At 69.8% G+C, this 16,771-nt stretch carries 12 protein-coding genes; 3 read left to right on the top strand and 9 right to left on the bottom strand.

Annotated features, from left to right (window positions below; genetic code table 11):
- The first annotated feature begins 31 nt into the window (after window positions 1–31).
- The gene (locus RA210_RS00440) at window positions 32–796 is read left to right on the top strand and encodes a ParA family protein (protein WP_136491030.1); all 765 of its coding nucleotides are present in this window, start codon (window positions 32–34) and stop codon (window positions 794–796) included.
- 7 nt (window positions 797–803) lie between these two features.
- Here RA210_RS00440 and RA210_RS00445 read toward each other — a convergent pair whose 3' ends face one another.
- From RA210_RS00445 to RA210_RS00475, 7 genes are all read right to left on the bottom strand, one after another.
- Entirely contained in the window at window positions 804–1,592 is a 789-nt protein-coding gene (locus RA210_RS00445) for a universal stress protein (RefSeq protein WP_201485056.1), read from the bottom strand.
- 112 nt (window positions 1,593–1,704) lie between these two features.
- Window positions 1,705–2,142 (bottom strand): thioredoxin TrxC, encoded by a 438-nt coding sequence (gene trxC / locus RA210_RS00450; protein WP_201485057.1) that lies wholly within the window; start codon window positions 2,140–2,142, stop codon window positions 1,705–1,707.
- Between the two features lie 123 nt (window positions 2,143–2,265).
- Window positions 2,266–3,543, bottom strand: coding sequence for a bifunctional O-acetylhomoserine aminocarboxypropyltransferase/cysteine synthase (locus RA210_RS00455; protein WP_201485058.1), 1,278 nt, complete (start codon window positions 3,541–3,543; stop codon window positions 2,266–2,268).
- Between the two features lie 99 nt (window positions 3,544–3,642).
- Entirely contained in the window at window positions 3,643–5,433 is a 1,791-nt protein-coding gene (locus tag RA210_RS00460) for an SLC13 family permease (protein ID WP_201485059.1), read from the bottom strand.
- 191 nt (window positions 5,434–5,624) lie between these two features.
- Window positions 5,625–7,088 (bottom strand): protein adenylyltransferase SelO, encoded by a 1,464-nt coding sequence (gene selO / locus RA210_RS00465; RefSeq protein ID WP_201485060.1) that lies wholly within the window; start codon window positions 7,086–7,088, stop codon window positions 5,625–5,627.
- A 55-nt stretch (window positions 7,089–7,143) separates the two neighbouring features.
- Window positions 7,144–10,482, bottom strand: coding sequence for a mechanosensitive channel MscK (mscK, locus tag RA210_RS00470; RefSeq protein ID WP_201485061.1), 3,339 nt, complete (start codon window positions 10,480–10,482; stop codon window positions 7,144–7,146).
- A 101-nt stretch (window positions 10,483–10,583) separates the two neighbouring features.
- Window positions 10,584–12,326 carry a potassium/proton antiporter gene (locus tag RA210_RS00475; RefSeq protein ID WP_236574580.1) on the bottom strand — a complete coding sequence of 581 codons (1,743 nt, stop codon included), beginning with the start codon at window positions 12,324–12,326 and terminating at the stop codon, window positions 10,584–10,586.
- 256 nt (window positions 12,327–12,582) lie between these two features.
- On the opposite strand from RA210_RS00475, the gene RA210_RS00480 reads away from it, so the two are divergent.
- The gene (locus RA210_RS00480; RefSeq protein ID WP_201485063.1) at window positions 12,583–13,431 is read left to right on the top strand and encodes a 23S rRNA (adenine(2030)-N(6))-methyltransferase RlmJ; all 849 of its coding nucleotides are present in this window, start codon (window positions 12,583–12,585) and stop codon (window positions 13,429–13,431) included.
- A gap of 184 nt (window positions 13,432–13,615) precedes the next feature.
- On the opposite strand, the gene msrA is transcribed toward RA210_RS00480, so the two are convergent.
- Window positions 13,616–14,263 (bottom strand): peptide-methionine (S)-S-oxide reductase MsrA, encoded by a 648-nt coding sequence (gene msrA, locus RA210_RS00485; RefSeq protein ID WP_201485064.1) that lies wholly within the window; start codon window positions 14,261–14,263, stop codon window positions 13,616–13,618.
- A 199-nt stretch (window positions 14,264–14,462) separates the two neighbouring features.
- On the opposite strand from msrA, the gene RA210_RS00490 reads away from it, so the two are divergent.
- Window positions 14,463–15,050, top strand: coding sequence for a hypothetical protein (locus RA210_RS00490; RefSeq protein ID WP_236574582.1), 588 nt, complete (start codon window positions 14,463–14,465; stop codon window positions 15,048–15,050).
- 86 nt (window positions 15,051–15,136) lie between these two features.
- On the opposite strand, the gene aceF is transcribed toward RA210_RS00490, so the two are convergent.
- The gene (gene aceF / locus RA210_RS00495) at window positions 15,137–16,765 is read right to left on the bottom strand and encodes a dihydrolipoyllysine-residue acetyltransferase (protein ID WP_201485065.1); all 1,629 of its coding nucleotides are present in this window, start codon (window positions 16,763–16,765) and stop codon (window positions 15,137–15,139) included.
- Window positions 16,766–16,771 lie beyond the last annotated feature (6 nt).

The raw sequence follows: 16,771 nt of genomic DNA on the forward strand, positions 1-16,771 counted from the left end.
ACACACGGCAGAACGACAAGGAGACGACGGTATGCGGCGCGTGGTGTTCAACCAGAAGGGCGGAGTGGGCAAGTCGAGCATCGCCTGCAACCTGGCGGCAGTGAGCGCGGCGCAGGGCTATCGCACCCTGCTGATCGACCTCGACAGCCAGGCCAATTCCACCCATTACCTCAGCGGGCTGAGCGGCGACGACATCCCCGCCGGCATCGCCGACTTCTTCAAGCAGGTACTGGCCGGCAGTGCCGGCAAGAAGGCGCGGGTCAAGGTGGTCGAGACGCCCTTCGCCAACCTGCATCTGGTCACCGCCTGCGCCGAGCTGGCCGAGCTGCAGCCCAAGCTGGAGCAGAAGCACAAGATCAACAAGCTGCGCAGGCTGCTCGACGAGCTGGACGAGGACTACGACCGGATCTATCTGGATACCCCGCCGGCGCTGAACTTCTACACGGTTTCCGCGCTGATCGCCGCCGACCGCGTGCTGATCCCCTTCGACTGCGACAGCTTCTCGCGCCAGGCGCTGTACGGCCTGCTGGCCGAGATCGACGAGCTGCGCGAGGACCACAACGAGGATCTCGAGGTCGAGGGCATCGTGGTCAACCAGTTCCAGGCGCGCGCCGCCCTGCCGCAGCAGCTGCTCGCCGAACTGCTCGCCGAGGACATGCCGCTGCTGCCGGTGTACCTGGGCGCCTCGGTGAAGATGCGCGAGTCGCACCAGGCCTGCACGCCGCTGATCCACCTCGATCCGCGGCACAAGCTGACCCGCCAGTTCGTCGAACTGCACGCCTGCCTGGAGGGCTGAGGCTCCTTCAGCGCGCCACCAGCACGTCGCAGGGCGGGTGGCGCAGGCACTCCAGGGTCAGGCTGCCGAGCAGGGCGTCGGCCAGTTCGCCGCGGCTGTGGCTGCCGAGGGCGAGCAGCTGCGGGCGCTGCTCGGCGAGCACCGCCTGCAGGCAGGCGCTGCGCTCGCCGGCGCGCAGTTCGTGGCTGAGCTGCAGGCCGCCCGGCAGTCGCGCGCGCTCCTCGGCGACCAGATGCTCGAACAGCTCGCTCTCGAAGGCCAGTTCCTCCGGATCGTCGCCGGCGTGCAGCGGCGCCACTTCCTCGACGTGCAGGGCATGCAGGCGGGCACCCGGCTCCAGCAGCCGGGCCGCCTGGCGCAGGGCGCGGCTGGCGCAGGGCGAGAAGTCCAGCGCCACCAGCGCGCGCTGCCAGGGGCTGTCGCCGACCGCCAGCAGCACCGGGGCCGGGCTGCGTTGCAGGATGCGCTCGAGGGTGGTGCCGGCGAAGCCCTCCGGCGAGCCGCGGTGGTGGGCGCCGAGCACCAGCAGGTCGGCCTCCAGGCCGCGGGCCTGACGGAGGATCTCCTCGGCGACCGGGCCGTGGCGCAGTACCAGTTCGGCGCGCGGCAGGACGCAGGCCGCCAGGCGCTCCTCCAGCTGCCGGCGCAGGTCGTCGCTGCCCGCCGCGAGCTGGGCGGACTGCACGTGCAGCAGGCTCAGGCGCGAGCCGCTCTGGCGGGCCAGGCGGGCGGCGCGCTGCAGGGCCAGGTCGGCCTCGGGGCTGAGATCGTGGGCGACGAGGATGTGCTGGGGCATGGCGGCCTCACTGCGGGGAACGGAGGTTGCCAGTATGCCGCGCAGGTCCCGGGCTGTCCTGTCGAGCGTAGGGTGCGCCGCGCCAGTCGAAGCGTGGAGCGCAAGGCGCTCCCTACGCTACGCCGTGCTGGCGCAGCCAGGCGAGCAGCTGCGGCAGCGCCATGGCGCCGCTCTGCCGCGCCACCTCGCGGCCGTCCTTGAACAGGATCAGGCTGGGAATCGAGCGGATGCCGAGCTGGCCGGCCAGCTGCGGTTCGGCCTCGCTGTCCAGATTGGCCAGGCGCACGCGCCCGGACAGCTGGCGTGCCGCCTGGTCGAAGACCGGCGCGAAGGCCTTGCACGGCCCGCACCAGTCGGCCCAGACGTCGAGCAGCAGCGGCAGGTCGCCCCTGAGCTGGGCGGCGAAGCCGGCGCCGTCGACGGCGAACGGCTGGCCCGGCAGCACGGCGCTCTTGCAGCGCCCGCAGCGCGGTGCGTCGCCCAAGCGGGCAGCGGGGATGCGGTTGAGCCCGTGGCAGTGCGGGCAGGGGATGATCAGCGAATCGGTCATGGCGGGCTCCACGGGGTGATGTCCCTAGTGTGGGGCCGGCGCTGCGGATATCAAGGCAATGCAGGGTGCGCCGTGCGCACCGATGCGCAGCGGCGGCGGTGCGCGTGGCGCACCCTGCGGGAGTCAGCCGCGGGACGCTTCCAGCGCCTGGCCGAGGTCGGCGAGGATGTCGTCGATGTGCTCGATGCCGATCGACAGGCGCACCAGGTCGCGGGACACGCCGGCGCGGGCCAGTTCCTCGTCGTTGAGCTGGCGGTGGGTGGTCGAGGCCGGATGGCAGGCCAGCGACTTGGCGTCGCCGATGTTGACCAGGCGCACCACCAGCTTGAGCGCGTCGATGAAGCGCGCCGCCGCCTCGATGCCGCCCTGGATGCCGAACGACATGATCGAGGCCGGCTGGCCGCCCATGTAGCGCTGCGCCAGCTCGTGCTCGGGATGGTCGACCAGGCCGGCGTACTTCACCCAGCTGACCTGCGGGTGCTGCTGCAGGAACTCGGCGACCTTGCGTGCGTTCTCGCAGTGGCGCTCCATGCGCAGCGGCAGGGTCTCCAGGCCCTGGAGGATCAGGAAGGCGTTGAACGGCGACAGCGCCGCGCCCATGTTGCGCAGCGGTACCACGCGGCAGCGGCCGATGAATGCGGCCGGGCCGAAGGCCTCGGTGTAGGTCACGCCGTGGTAGGAGGCGTCCGGGGTGTTGAGCAGCGGGAAGCGTTCCTTGTTGTCGGCCCAGGGGAACTTGCCGGAGTCGACCACGATGCCGCCGATGCTGGTGCCGTGGCCGCCGATGTACTTGGTCAGCGAGTGCACCACGATGTCGGCGCCGTGCTCGAACGGCCGGCACAGCACCGGCGTGGCCACGGTGTTGTCGACGATCAGCGGCACGCCGTGGCGGTGCGCGGCCTGCGCGAGGGCTTCGAGGTCGACGATATTGCCCGCCGGGTTGCCGATCGACTCGCAGAACACCGCCTTGGTGTTGGCGTCGATCAGCGCTTCCAGCGCAGCGATGTCGTCGTGCGGGGCGAAGCGCACCTCGATGCCCTGGCGCGGCAGGGTGTGGGCGAACAGGTTGTAGGTGCCGCCGTACAGCTTGGCCACCGAGACGATGTTGTCGCCGACCCCGGCGATGGTCTGGATCGCGTAGGTGATCGCCGCCATGCCCGAGGCCACCGCCAGCGCCGCCACGCCGCCCTCCAGCGCCGCCACGCGCTTCTCCAGCACGTCGGTGGTGGGGTTCATGATCCGCGTGTAGATGTTGCCGGCGACCTTGAGGTCGAACAGGTCGGCGCCGTGCTGGGTGTCGTCGAAGGCGTAGGAGGTGGTCTGGTAGATCGGCACCGCCACCGCCTTGGTGGTCGGGTCGGGGCTGTAGCCGGCGTGGATGGCCAGGGTTTCCGCTTTCATGCACACATTCCTTCGAGACAGGGAAAAGTGTGCAGCATGCCGAGCGGGCTGTGCCATGGTCAATGCCACCATGCGCGATGGGGGCATTGGCCCGGGCGGTCAGACCGGGGTCAGCGGCCAGACCAGCGGCAGCACGGCGGTGGCGACCAGCCACAGCAGCAGGTTGAGCGGGATGCCGACCTTCATGAAGTCGCTGAAGCGGTAGCCGCCGGCGTTGTAGACGAAGGTGTTGGTCTGGTAGCCGATCGGCGTGGCGAAGCTGGCGCTGGCGGCGAACATCACCGCGGCGACGAAGGCGCGCGGGTCGACGCCCAGGTGCTGGGCCATGCCGATGGCGATCGGGGTGACCAGCACCGCCACCGCGTTGTTGGACAGCACCTCGGTGAGGATCGAGGTGAACAGGTAGATGAACGACAGCAGCAGCAGCGGCCCGGCCCAGGGCAGCAGGTCCATCACGTTCTCGACGATCAGCCGGACCAGGCCGACCTTGTCCATGGCGATGCTGATCGCCAGCATGCCGAAGATCAGGCTGAGGATCTTCCAGTCCACCGCCTTGTAGGCGTCCTCGACGTCCAGGCAGCGGGTGGCCAGCACCACTACCGCGCCGATGATCGCCAGCCCCTCGATCGGCATCACGCCGAAGGCGGCCAGCAGCATCACCGCGGCGGTGACCAGGATGGCGATCGGCGCCTTGTCGCGGCGGTAGGCACGTTCCTGCACGGCGTTGAGGCTGATCAGCTCGCCGTTGTCGGCGAAGCGCTTGATCTGCGAAGGGGTGCCCTCGACCAGCATCACGTCGCCGAACTGCAGCTGGAAGTCGTCGAGGTTGCCCTGCACGTTCTCGTCCTGGCGGTGCACGGCCAGCACGTTGATGCCGTAGCGCGCGCCGAGGTCGAGATCGCGCATCGGCCGGTGGCTGTAGCGCGAATTGCGGCCGACGATGGCCTCGGCGAGGATCACGTCATGGCTGCTGACCGTCTCGAAGGCGTCGCCGCGGTTGAAGGCGAGGTGGCCGCTCTCGCGCAGGTCGACCACGTCCCTGACCTGGCCGTGCAGCACCAGCAGGTCGCCGGCCTGCAGCACGAAGTCGTGGTGGGGGCGGCTGATCTGCTGCTCGTCGCGGCTCACCTGCAGCACCTGCAGGCCGCTGCCGCCGTTGAGGTTGGCCTCGTTGATGGTCTTGCCGATCACCGGCGAGTCGTGCGGCACCAGCAGCTCGCTCATGAAGGTGCGGTCGAGGTCCGGGCGCAGCTGGCGCGACAGGCTCTCGCGCGCCGGCAGCAGGTGCTTGCCGATGGTCAGCATGTACAGCATGCCGGCGGCGGCGAAGGCCAGGCCGGCGGCGGTGATCTCGAACATGCCGAACGGCGCCAGGCCGAGCTTGCGCGCCACGCCGTCGACCAGGATGTTGGTCGAGGTGCCGATCATGGTCAGGGTGCCGCCGAGGATGGTGGCGTAGGACAGCGGGATCAGCAGCTTGGAGGGCAGGGTGCCGGAGCGCTTGGCCAGGGCGATGGCCACCGGGGTGAGGATGGCCACCACCGGGGTGTTGTTGAGGAAGGCGGAGATCGCCAGGGCGGTGACGGTCAGGCCGAGCATCACCCGCGTCGGGCTGCTGCCGACCAGCTCGCCCAGCCAGTTGCCGAGGGCGTCGATGCAGCCGGTGCGCTCCAGCGCCGCGGAGATGACGAACATGCAGGCGATGGTCACCGGCGCTGAGTTGGACAGCACGCCGAGCACTTCCCTGGGCTCCAGCAGGCCGGCGACCAGCAGGGCGGCGACGCCGATGGCGGCGACGATGTCCGGGCTCCACTTCTCGCGGACGAAGGCATACAGCACCCAGACCAGCAGGGCGGCGACGAACCAGAGCGACAGCGAGTCCGGGAGCATGGACATCCTTGGGGCGAATCTCGGGTGAGGTATCGGCCCGGCGTCGGTGGCGCGGGCGGCCTCCAACGATAGGAAGGTTTGTTTAGACGGTCAAAGAATGATTTATAAGGTTTATATGTGTTTTTTCTATAAAAAACGCGCCGGGGACGCCTGCGCTGCCTGGCGGCAGCGCTGAGTCTGTCGGCGTCCGTTCACGACGAGCAGCTGATTTCCAGGCGCTTGCCCCACTCCGGCGGGCGTTCGGCGTAGCGCTCCATCCCCGGCTGTTCGGCGAACGGTCGCGCCAGCACCGCGTGCAGCTCGCGCACCAGGCTGTAGTCGCCCCGCTCGGCGGCCTCGATGGCCTGCTGGGCCAGGTAGTTGCGCAGCACGTAGCGCGGATTGACCGCGTGCATCCGCGCGCACCGCGCGGCCTGGTCGTCGCTGCCTTCGCGGGCCAGGCGGGCGAGCAGGTCGGCGCCCCAGGCGTCGAAGCCGGCCAGGTCGACGAAGTCCGCGCGCAGAACGCGCAGGGCTTCGGCGGCCGGCGCATCGCCCAGGCGGCGGAAGAACAGCGAGTAGTCCACGGCGCCCATCTGCATCAGCGCCAGCAGGCGCTGCACCAGGGCCTCGTCGCCGTCCTCGGCCGTGCGCAGGCCGAGGCGCAGACGCATGCGCTGCAGCCAGGCGGCCTGGTAGCGCGGCAGGAAGCGGCCGAGCGCTTCGCGCAGCTCGTCCACCGCCACCAGCGGAGTCAGCGCCTGGCCCAGCGCGGAGAGGTTCCAGTGGGCGATCGGCACCTGGTTCTCGAAGCTGTAGCGCCCGCCGCTGTCGGAGTGGTTGCACACGTGGCGGGCGTCGAAGTCGTCGAGGAAGGCGTAGGGACCGTAGTCGAAGGTCAGGCCGAGCAGCGACATGTTGTCGGTGTTCATCACCCCGTGGCAGAAGCCGTAGGCCTGCCACAGGGCGATCAGCTCGGCGGTGCGCTCGACCACCTGGCCGAACATGGCGGCGAACGGCTGCTCCTGCGCGCGGCACTCGGCGAAGTGGCAGTCCAGGGCGTGCTCGGCGAGCTGGCGCAGGGCGTCGTGCTGGCGGGTGTAGTAGAAGAACTCGAAGTGGCCGAAGCGCAGGTGGCTGGGCGACAGGCGCAGCAGCGTGGCGGCGGTCTCGGCGCGCTCGCGCCATACCGGGGTATCGGAGGCCACCACGCACAGCGCGCGGGTGGTGGGGATGCCCAGCGCTGCCAGGTGTTCGCTGGCGAGGAATTCGCGGATCGAGCTGCGCAGCACCGCGCGGCCGTCGCCCATGCGCGAGTAGGGGGTGTAGCCGGCGCCCTTGAGATGCAGGTCCCAGTGCTCGCCGGCGGCGTTGACCACCTCGCCGAGCAGCAGGCCGCGGCCGTCGCCGAGCTGCGGGTTGTACATGCCGAACTGGTGGCCGGAGTAGACCATCGCCCGCGGCTCGGCGCTGCTCCACAGCTGCTGTCCGGCGCACAGCGCGACGAACTCCGCCCGTGCGCTCTCGGCCGGATCGAGATCGAGCAGCGCCATGGCCGCCGGGCTGGCCACCACCAGGCGCGGCTGCTCGATCGGCTGCGGCGCCACGGCGGTGGAGAAGGTGTCGCCCAGGCGGGCGAAGCGGTTGTCGAATTCGAGCTGGTCGAGAGTGGTCACGGCGGCCTCCGGCAATTCCCGAGCATTGTGCTGGGAATTGCCGCAGGCCGTCCAGTCACTCCCGGTTCGCGCGCTCGGCAGGCTTGACGCTGGCGGCGGGCGGCAGCGGCTGGCCGCTGACCAGCTGCAGCTGCTGGCCCTGCAGGTTCTTCAGGAAGACGTCGAGCTGGCGGAAGGCGATGTCGATGTCGTGTTCGCGGAACAGGCGGTCGATCTCGCGGTTGATCTCGTCGATCGCCGCGTTGCGGTCGCCCAGCTCGCGCACGTGGATGCGCAGCTCGTGGTCGAGGGTGCTCTCGTTGAAGGTGAGGAAGAACACCACCGGCTCCGGCTCCCTGAGCACCCGCGGGTTGTCGTGGGCGATCTGCAGCAGCAGCCGGCGCACCAGCTCGAGGTCGGAGCCGTAGGCGACGCCGATCTTGATGGTGACGCGGGTGACCGTGTCGGTCAGCGACCAGTTGATCAGCTGGCTGGTGATGAAGGTCTTGTTGGGAACGATGATTTCCTTGCGGTCGAAATCAGTGATGGTGGTGGCGCGGATGCGGATCTTGCTCACCGAGCCGGACAGGTTGCCGATGGTCACCACGTCGCCGATGCGCACCGGGCGCTCGAACAGGATGATCAGGCCGGAGATGAAGTTGGCGAAGATCTCCTGCATGCCGAAGCCGATGCCCACCGACAGCGCCGCGACCAGCCACTGCAGCTTGTCCCAGCTCAGGCCCAGGGTCGACAGGGTGCTGACCAGGCCGAAGGCCATGATCGCGTAGGACAGCAGGGCGGTGGTGGCGTAGGCGCTGCCCTGGGCCAGGTTGAGGCGCGACAGCACCAGCATTTCCAGCAGGCCCGGCAGGTTGCGCGCCAGCGCCAGGGTGATGGCCAGGATCACCCCGGCACCGATGAGATCGCCCAGGCTGATCGGCACGCGCACGGCGGTGTCGCCGCTGCCGCTGGTGTACTGGTAGAGGGTCACGCTGTCGAGGTAGGTGAACACCGCCAGCAGGTCGGCCCAGACGAAGTAGAAGATGCCGACGAAGCCGAGCAGCAGGCCCAGGCGCACCAGGCGCAGGGATTGCTGGTTGACCTGCTCCAGGGCCAGGGTCGGCTCCTCGATCAGCTCGCCGCCGTCGGCGCCCTCGCGCGGCGCGGCCTGGCGGCGCGCCTGGGCGCGCTGCAGGGCCAGGCGGCGGGCGGCGACGTCGAGGCCGTGCAGCACCGCCGACTGCACCACCGTCCAGATGGCGATGATGTACAGGCTGTCGAGCAGGCGGCCGGTGAGCTTGAGTGCGGTGTAGTAGTAGCCGAAGCCGACCAGCACCACGTGGGCCAGCGGCAGGCCGACCAGCAGCAGCGCGGCGACGAAGTGCAGCACCCGCGAGCCGAAGAACGGCGGCTGGCTGAGCATGATGCGCAGCAGGATCCAGCTCATCAGCAGGAAGCCGCTGAGGACGATGAAGATGCCCAGCACGTCGTCGGCCAGGCCGGAGAGCTGGCGCTCGGCGATGCTCACCACCAGGACCATCGGCATCACCACCAGGCCCAGCTGGCGTACCTGGCGGTACAGGCTCTGCGCCCGCGCCGGATCCCAGCCGAAATGCCGCTCGACCACGCTGCCGCGGGCCAGCAGGCGGTAGCTGACGCCGAACACCAGCATGGCCTGGGACAACTTGAGCAGCGACTCGCCGAAGATGGTGGTGCCGGCCTGCGGGTCGCGGATCAGCACCACGCCGCAGGCGGCGACGATCAGCGGCAGCGGCAGCACCAGCAGGAAGTGGCAGAGCACCGCCAGCGGGGTGAGCGTCTGCCGGTAGCGGCGCAGCTGGGAGAGTTCGTCGTCGATGTGCGCCAGCTGGCGGCGCAGCCAGGGGCGGCCGCCGATCAGCGCGGCGAGCAGCACCACCAGCGGCAGGAACAGCAGCGGCTGGCCGATCAGGCCGTGACCGATGACGGTGGCGCTGTCGCGGATCGGCAGGGCTTCGAGCTGGCGCTGCAGGCGGCCGGGCACTTCCTTGAACCAGTCCAGATCGAGCGGCTTGTTGCTGGCGATCCAGAACATCTGCTCGTCGAGGGTGCGGCTGAGGCTGGCGCTGGTGGCCAGCAGCTCCTTCTGGTTGAGCTGCAGGGTGATGGCCTGGGTCAGCAGGTTGCCCAGCTCGGTGTTGAGGCGGTCGAGCAGCTCCAGGCGCGCGCGGGCCAGCTGTTCCAGCTGACTGCGCAGCTCGGGGCTGACGCTCTCGCTCGGCTGGCTGGCGAGCAGGTTGGCGACGTACTGGGTCGGATTGACGATCTCGGCGCGGCGCTGGTTCAGCTCGAACTGGTACAGGCGCAGGTCGGCGATCTCGTTGGCGAGGTTCTTGTCCGCGCTGACCTTGGGCAGGGCGTTCTTCTGCTGGTAGAGGATACGGGTCAGCAGCAGGCTGCCCTTGAGCACGGCGATCTGCTCGTCGAGGGCCTGCTCGGCCTGCTTCAGGCCGTCGAGCTGCTGCTTGGTCTCGATGTTCTTGCGGATCAGCGCGTTGGCCCGGTCGGTGGACTTGAGCAGGTAGTCGCTGAGCGCCAGGTTGAGGTCGGCCTGGGTGGCCAGCAGGCTGCCGCCCTGGTTGCCCTGGCTCTCGCGCGACAGCTGGGCCACGGTTTCCGCCGATTCCTCGCGGCGCTTCTCGTTGAGGCTGTTCTGCAGGGCGAGGATTTCCGCCTCGAGCAGGGTGGTGCGCTGGCTCAGCAGGGCGCGCTGGCTGGCGCTGAGATCCTGCAGGGCGGTGGTGCCGGCCAGTTCCTGGCGGCGCAGCTGGGAGACCGCCTCCAGGGCGGCCAGCTCGCTCTGCAGCATGGCCTGCTGCTCGGCGCCGAGCGGCTGGTTGTTGTCCTTGCCGTCCTTGAGGATGTCGCGGATGACCTGGGCGCGCGCCTGGTTGGCGCTGATCTCCGACTGGGCGCGCTCGGGACGGGTCTGCGCGTTGATCAGCGCATTGGTGGCCTGGGCCAGCTGGGTCTGGCTGTCGCTGAGCTGGGTCAGGCGCTCGGCGAGCAGGCCTTCCAGCTGGGCGACGGGCAGGCCGGCGTAGCGCTTGGCCAACTGCTCGGCGGGCACCGGCACCAGCTGCTTGAGTTCGCGCTGGGCCTCCTGGGTCTGTCTGGGGGCGGCGGCCAACTGCTGCTTGAGCCGGTTCAGCTCGTCGCTGCTGCTCTGCAGCGTCTGCAGGTTGGCGAGGGTCTTCTGCAGGGTGTCCTGCAGGGCCTTGTGCTCGGCCTCCGGCAGCTTGCGGCCTTCGAGGCCGTCGAGCTGCTTCTGCACGGCGGTGGCGCTGGGCAGGTTGCCGGCGGCACCGGCGAGGGGGGCGAGCAGCACGAGGCCGAGGAACAGGGAAACCAGAAACGAACGGTACTGGAACATCATAAGCGCGAGGGTTTCGGTTGGGGGATCGGCAAGCCTACTGGCGCAGCGCCGCCGCGACAAGGCAGCCGGTCCGGAAATGGCCATGCCCGACGACCGGGCACTCAGAACATCAGGGTCGGCCCGGCGCCGCCGGCGGGCAGCTTGAGGCCGACCTTGCGGATGCGGTTGCCTTCCATCTGTGCCACCGTCCAGGTGCGCCCGGCCCATTCGACCTGGTCGCCGACCACCGGTTCGCCGCCGATCAGGTGGGCGATGAACGGACCGAGCTGCTGGGCGGGGTCGGTGCCGTCCAGCCTGAGGCCGTAGAGCGCCGCCACCGGTCCCAGCTCGGCGTCGCCCTCGAGGACGAAGTCGCCGAAGAAGCGCAGGTCCTGGCCGCGCTTGGGCGCCTCGCTGAACAGCTTGCCGAGCGCCGGCAGGTCCTTCTCGTGGCCGATCACGCAGAGGATGTCGCCGGCCTCCAGGCGGGTGCTGCCACTGGGGTGGAGCAGTTCGCGGCCGCGGAACAGTGCAGCGATGCGCGTGCCCTCGGGCATCTTCAGCTCGCGCAGCGGGGCGCCGACGCACCAGCGGTCGGCGCGCAGCTTGTAGACGAACAGCTCCCACTGGCTGGTGGGGTGGATCTGCAGGCCGGCGCGGGAGATCGGCGCCGGTTGCGGCGGTACCTCGACGCGGGTCTTGCGTGCCGCCCAGCCGAGGGTGCTGCCCTGCAGCACCAGCGACACCAGCACGATGAAGAACGCCACGTTGAAGAACAGCTGGGCGTTGGGCAGGCCGGCGACCAGCGGGAATACCGCGAGGATCACCGGCACCGCGCCGCGCAGGCCGATCCAGGAGATGAACAGGCGCTCGCGGAAGTGGAAGGCGCGGAACGGCAGCAGGCCGATGAACACTGACAGCGGCCGGGCGAACAGGATCATCCACAGCGACAGGGCCAGTGCCGGCACGGCGATCGGCAGCAGCTCGCTGGGGGTGAGCAGCAGGCCGAGCACCAGGAACATGCCGATCTGGCTGAGCCAGGCCAGGCCGTCGAACATGTGCAGGATGCCGTGGCGGTTGCGGATCGGCCGGTTGCCGAGCATCAGGCCGCAGACGTACACGGCGAGGATGCCGCTGCCGCCGATCTCGCCGGCCACGGCGTAGATCATGATGCCGCCGCTGACCGTGAGCAGCGGGTACAGGCCGTCGGCCACCGACAGGCGGTTGACCAGTTGCAGCAGCAGCCAGCCGCCGGCCAGACCGAGGGCGATGCCGATGCCGAACTGCAGGAACAGGCTGCCCAGCACGCTCCAGCCGAAGCTGGTCTCGCCGGCGGCGAGCATGCCGATCAGGGTCACGGTGAGGAACATCGCCATCGGGTCGTTGCTGCCCGACTCGATCTCCAGGGTCGAGCCGACCCGCTCGTTGAGGCCCTTGCCGTTGAGCAGGTTGAACACCACGGCGGCGTCGGTGGAGGCGACGATGGCGCCGATCAGCATGCCTTCCAGCAGCTTGAGGTCGAACAGCCAGGCGGCGGCCAGGCCGGTCAGCCCGGCGGTGATCACCACGCCGAAGGTGGCCAGCGACATCGCCGGCCACAGAGCGACGCGGAAGGTGGCCACCCGGGTGCGCATGCCGCCGTCGAGGAGGATCACCGCCAGCGCCAGGTTGCTGACCAGGTAGGCCAGCGAGTAGTCGTTGAACACGATGCCGCCGATGCCGTCGACCCCGGCGACCATGCCCACGGCGAGGAAGATCACCAGTACCGGGATGCCGATGCGCGCCGAGAACGAGCTGACCAGGATGCTGACGCCGACCAGCAGTGCGCCGATGAAGAACAGGCTGTTGACGGCGGCGGTATCCACGGCAGGCTCCGAAGCGGGTTGACGGGCAGGCAAAATCATGCACTGGTCGTGCCAAGGGATTCTAACCCGTTGATTTGTCGCATGGTCGGAAAAATATCGGGTTTTTGCGTCAGGCCGGCGATCGTTGCGCAGGGGTTGTACCGCTCGAGCGGGGCGCGCCTGCGCCGGGCGGGGGCAACTGGTAAACTCGCCGCCACTCCCGACCCACCTCTCAGCGCTGGCCGCCGTGCGCGACCGGCCACTCGCGGATTCGCCGATGAACTACCGTCACGCCTTCCACGCCGGCAACCATGCCGACGTGCTCAAGCACGCCGTACTCTGCCGCCTGCTCGCCCTGATGGCACGCAAGGACAAGCCCTTCGCCTACCTCGACAGCCACGCCGGCGTCGGCCTCTACGACCTGGCCGGCGAACAGGCCGGCAAGACCGGCGAGTGGCTGCAGGGCATCGCCCGCCTGTGGGGGCGCGACGACCTGCCGGCGCTGCTCGACGACTACTGCGCGACCATCGCCGCGCTCAACCCGGACACCGGGCTGCGCTACTACCCCGGCTCGCCGGAGATCGCCCGCCGGCTGACCCGCGCCCAGGACCGCGTGCTGCTCAACGAGAAGCACCCCGAGGACGGTCGCCTGCTCAAGGACAACATGGCCGGCGACCGCCGGGTCACCGTGCACCTGGGCGAGGGCTGGCACCTGGCCAAGGCACTGCTGCCGGTGGCGGAGAAGCGTGCGCTGCTGCTGATCGACCCGCCGTTCGAGCAGGCCGACGAGCTGGAGCGCTGCGTCGAGTCGCTGAGTACCGCCATCGCGCGCATGCGCCAGGCGGTGGTGGCGATCTGGTATCCGATCAAGGATGCGCGCCAGCTCAGGCGCTTCTACCAGGACCTCTCGAAGAGCGGTGCGCCCAAGCTGCTGCGCGCCGAGCTGTGGGTGCACCCCACCGACAACCCGGCCGGTCTCAACGGCTCCGGCCTGGTCATCGCCAACCCGCCGTGGCCGCTGGAGGACGAGCTGCGCGAGCTGCTGCCGTATCTGGCGACGCAACTGGCGCAGAGCCAGGGCGGCTGGCGGCTGGACTGGCTGATCGAGGAGAAGGCCGGCGGCTGAGTTGGTTGGCGCTCGGTGAGGCGGGTGTCCGCCCGTAGGGTGCGCTGTGCGCACCTGCGGTGTCGTGGTGCGCACGGCGCACCCTACGATGCCGCTGTCCGGCGTGGGCATGCATCGCGGGCCGGACGCGGAGCGTCCAGGGCTCCGGCTCCCACGCTGGAGCGTGGGAGCCATCGAGATATCCTTATTCGGGCAGGCACACCCCGGTGCCGCGCAGGCCGCAGTAGCCGCCGGGGTTCTTCGCCAGATACTGCTGGTGGTAGGCCTCGGCATAGTAGAACGGCACCTTGGCGCGGATCTCGGTGGTGATTGGCCCGAAGCCGGCGCGGGCCAGTTCGGCGGCGAAGGCCTCGGCGCTGGCGCGCGCCTCGTCCAGCTGCTCCGCCGTGCTGCAGTAGATCGCCGAGCGGTACTGGGTGCCGACGTCGTTGCCCTGGCGCATGCCCTGGGTCGGGTCGTGGGCCTCCCAGAACGCCTTGAGCAGGGCCTTGAGGCTGGTCTGGCGCGGATCGTAGAGCACGCGCACCACCTCGGTATGCCCGGTCAGCCCGGAGCAGACTTCCTCGTAGGTCGGGTTGGGGGTATGGCCGCCGGCATAGCCCGCCGCGGTCACCCACACTCCCGGCTGTTGCCACAGGCGCCGCTCGGCGCCCCAGAAGCAGCCGAGGCCGAACTGCACCTCCTCCAGCCCGTCGGGGAACGGCGGCAGCAGCGGATTGCCGTTGACATGGTGCCGCTCGGGCACCGGCATGGCGCTGGCGCGCCCGGGCAGCGCCTGCTCGGCACTGGGCAGGGCGAGCTTGTGGGCGAGAATCTGGGAACGCAGGGGCATGGCTGCCTCCTCGGCAAGGCGGTGAGTTGTTCGTCTAACTTGCCCGCCTGCGCCTCTGCCTGCAACCCTTGGCGGGCCGTCGGCGACCTTTGTCCGTCCTGTCACATCCTGTTAATACTGGCAGGCCGCCGGGCTGTGCGCCGAACATGCGTGCGGATTAAGCTGGCGGCATTTTTCACGTGAACCAAGGGTAACCATCATGCACACAGGATTCATGCAGCGGCTGCGTCGCGGCCTGTTGCTGGCCCTGCTCGGCGCCGCGCTGCCGGCCGGCGCCGCCGCGGAGGCCACCGGCAACGACGACAGCCAGCACGAGCAGGGCAGCGAGACTTCCGGCAATCAGGTCAGCCAGCTGGATGGCGCCGAGCAGGCGCGCTACCTGGCCGAACTCAAGCACCTCTATCCGCGCCAGGCGCCGCGCAAGGCGCTGCTGGAGCACTGCAACCGGCTGCTGGAAAGCTACGCGCTGCGCAGCGGCTATCGGGTCGGCGAGGCGCGCCGCGACGATCTGCTCTACCAGCTGAGCCTCCTCGGTGATGGCGGCCTCAACGTGCGCGAGGAAATCCGCAGCGCCGACGGCAGTCGGGTCGAGGTGCGCAACCACCCGGTGGCGCTGTTCGGCGTCGACCCGTTCGTGCGCTACGAGTGCCCGAACCGCGGGCCCTCCTGCCAGGTGCTCAACCCGCAGGACGGTTCGCCGCTGCTGACCCTGGTGCGCGACCATGCCGGGGTGGCCGAGCTGGCCAAGGCGATGAGCTTCCTGATCCGCGACATCCAGCAGGGCTGAGGCGCGGAGCCACGTTCAGCAGACCCGCAAACGACAACCCCGCCAATCGGCGGGGTTGTCGTTTCTGCGGCGGACGTGCGCGGCGCTTACAGCAGCAGCGAACGGATCTCCGCCAGCAGGTCGGCCAGACGGCGGGTGAAGCGGGCCGCGGCGGCGCCGTTTATCACGCGGTGATCGTAGGACAGCGACAGCGGCAGCATCAGCCGGGGCTGGAAGGCCTTGCCGTCCCACACCGGCTGCATGCTCGCCTTGGACACGCCGAGGATCGCCACCTCCGGCGCGTTGACGATCGGCGTGAAGCCGGTGCCGCCGATGTGGCCGAGGCTGGAGATGGTGAAGCAGGCGCCCTGCATGTCGTCGGCCGACAGCTTCTTGGTGCGCGCCTTCTCGGCCAGCTCGGCGGCCTCGGCGGCCAACTGCAGCAGGCTCTTCTGGTCGACGTTCCTGATCACCGGCACCAGCAGGCCGTCCGGAGTGTCCACGGCGAAGCCGATGTGCACGTACTTCTTGCGGATCAGCGCCTTGCCGCTGGGGGCCAGCGAGCTGTTGAAGTCCGGCAGCTCGCGCAGCACGTGGGCGCAGGCCTTGAGCAGGAACGGCAGCACGGTCAGCTTGACGCCGGCCTTCTCGGCCACCGCCTTCTGCGCGGTGCGGAAGGTCTCCAGCTCGCTGATGTCGGCCGACTCGAACTGGGTGACGTGCGGCACGTTGAGCCAGCTGCGGTGCAGGTTGGCGGCGCCGACCTGCATCAGGCGGGTCATCGCCACTTCCTCGATCTCGCCGAACTTGGCGAAGTCGACGACCGGGATCGGCGGGATGCCGGCGCCGCCGCTCACCCCGGCTTCCGGCGCGGCCTTGGCCTTGTGCATCATGCCCTTGACGTAGGCCTGCACGTCTTCCTTGAGCACGCGGCCCTTCGGACCGGTGGCCGGCACGTCGGCCAGCTCGACGCCGAACTCGCGGGCCAGCATGCGCACCGCCGGGCCGGCGTGCACCTTGCCGGCGCTGCCGCTCGGCGCGCCGACCGGGCCCGGCACCTTGGCCGGGGCCGCCGGAGCAGCGGCGGCAGGTGCAGGTGCAGCAGCGACGGGGGCGGCAGCCGGAGCTGCAGCGGCCACCGGGGCTGCCGCCGGCGCGGCGCCGGCCACGCGCAGGGTGAGGATCAGCGCGCCGGTGCCGACCTCGTCGTTGAGGGCGATCGCCACGCTGTCGACCACGCCGGCCTGCGGGCAGGGAATCTCCATGCTCGCCTTGTCCGACTCCAGCACGATCAGCGACTGGTCGGCTTCGACCGCGTCGCCGGCCTTGACCAGCACCTCGATGACGCGCGCCTTGCCGGACGAGCCGATGTCCGGCACGTGCACCGGCTGCAGGCTCTCCGCCGCCGCAGCGGCCGGAGCCGCGACGGGAGCGGGTTCGGCGGCCACGGGGGCAGGCGCCGCGGCGGGGGCTTCGGCGGCCGGAGCCGGGGCCGCAGTGGCGCCCTCGGCTTCCAGCTCGAGCAGTTCGTCGCCGGTCTTCAGCTTGTCGCCCAGCTTGATCTTCAGGCTCTTGATCACCCCGGCCTTGGGCGCCGGGACTTCCATGCTGGCCTTGTCGGATTCCAGGGTCAGCAGGCTCTGGTCGGCCTCGATGCGGTCGCCGACCTTGACCAGCAGCTCGATCACTTCACCTTCGCCGCTGCCGATATCGGGTACGCGAATCAGTTCACTCATGGCTCG

The organism is Pseudomonas sp. OF001, assembly GCF_904426495.1.
Classification (GTDB): domain Bacteria; phylum Pseudomonadota; class Gammaproteobacteria; order Pseudomonadales; family Pseudomonadaceae; genus Geopseudomonas.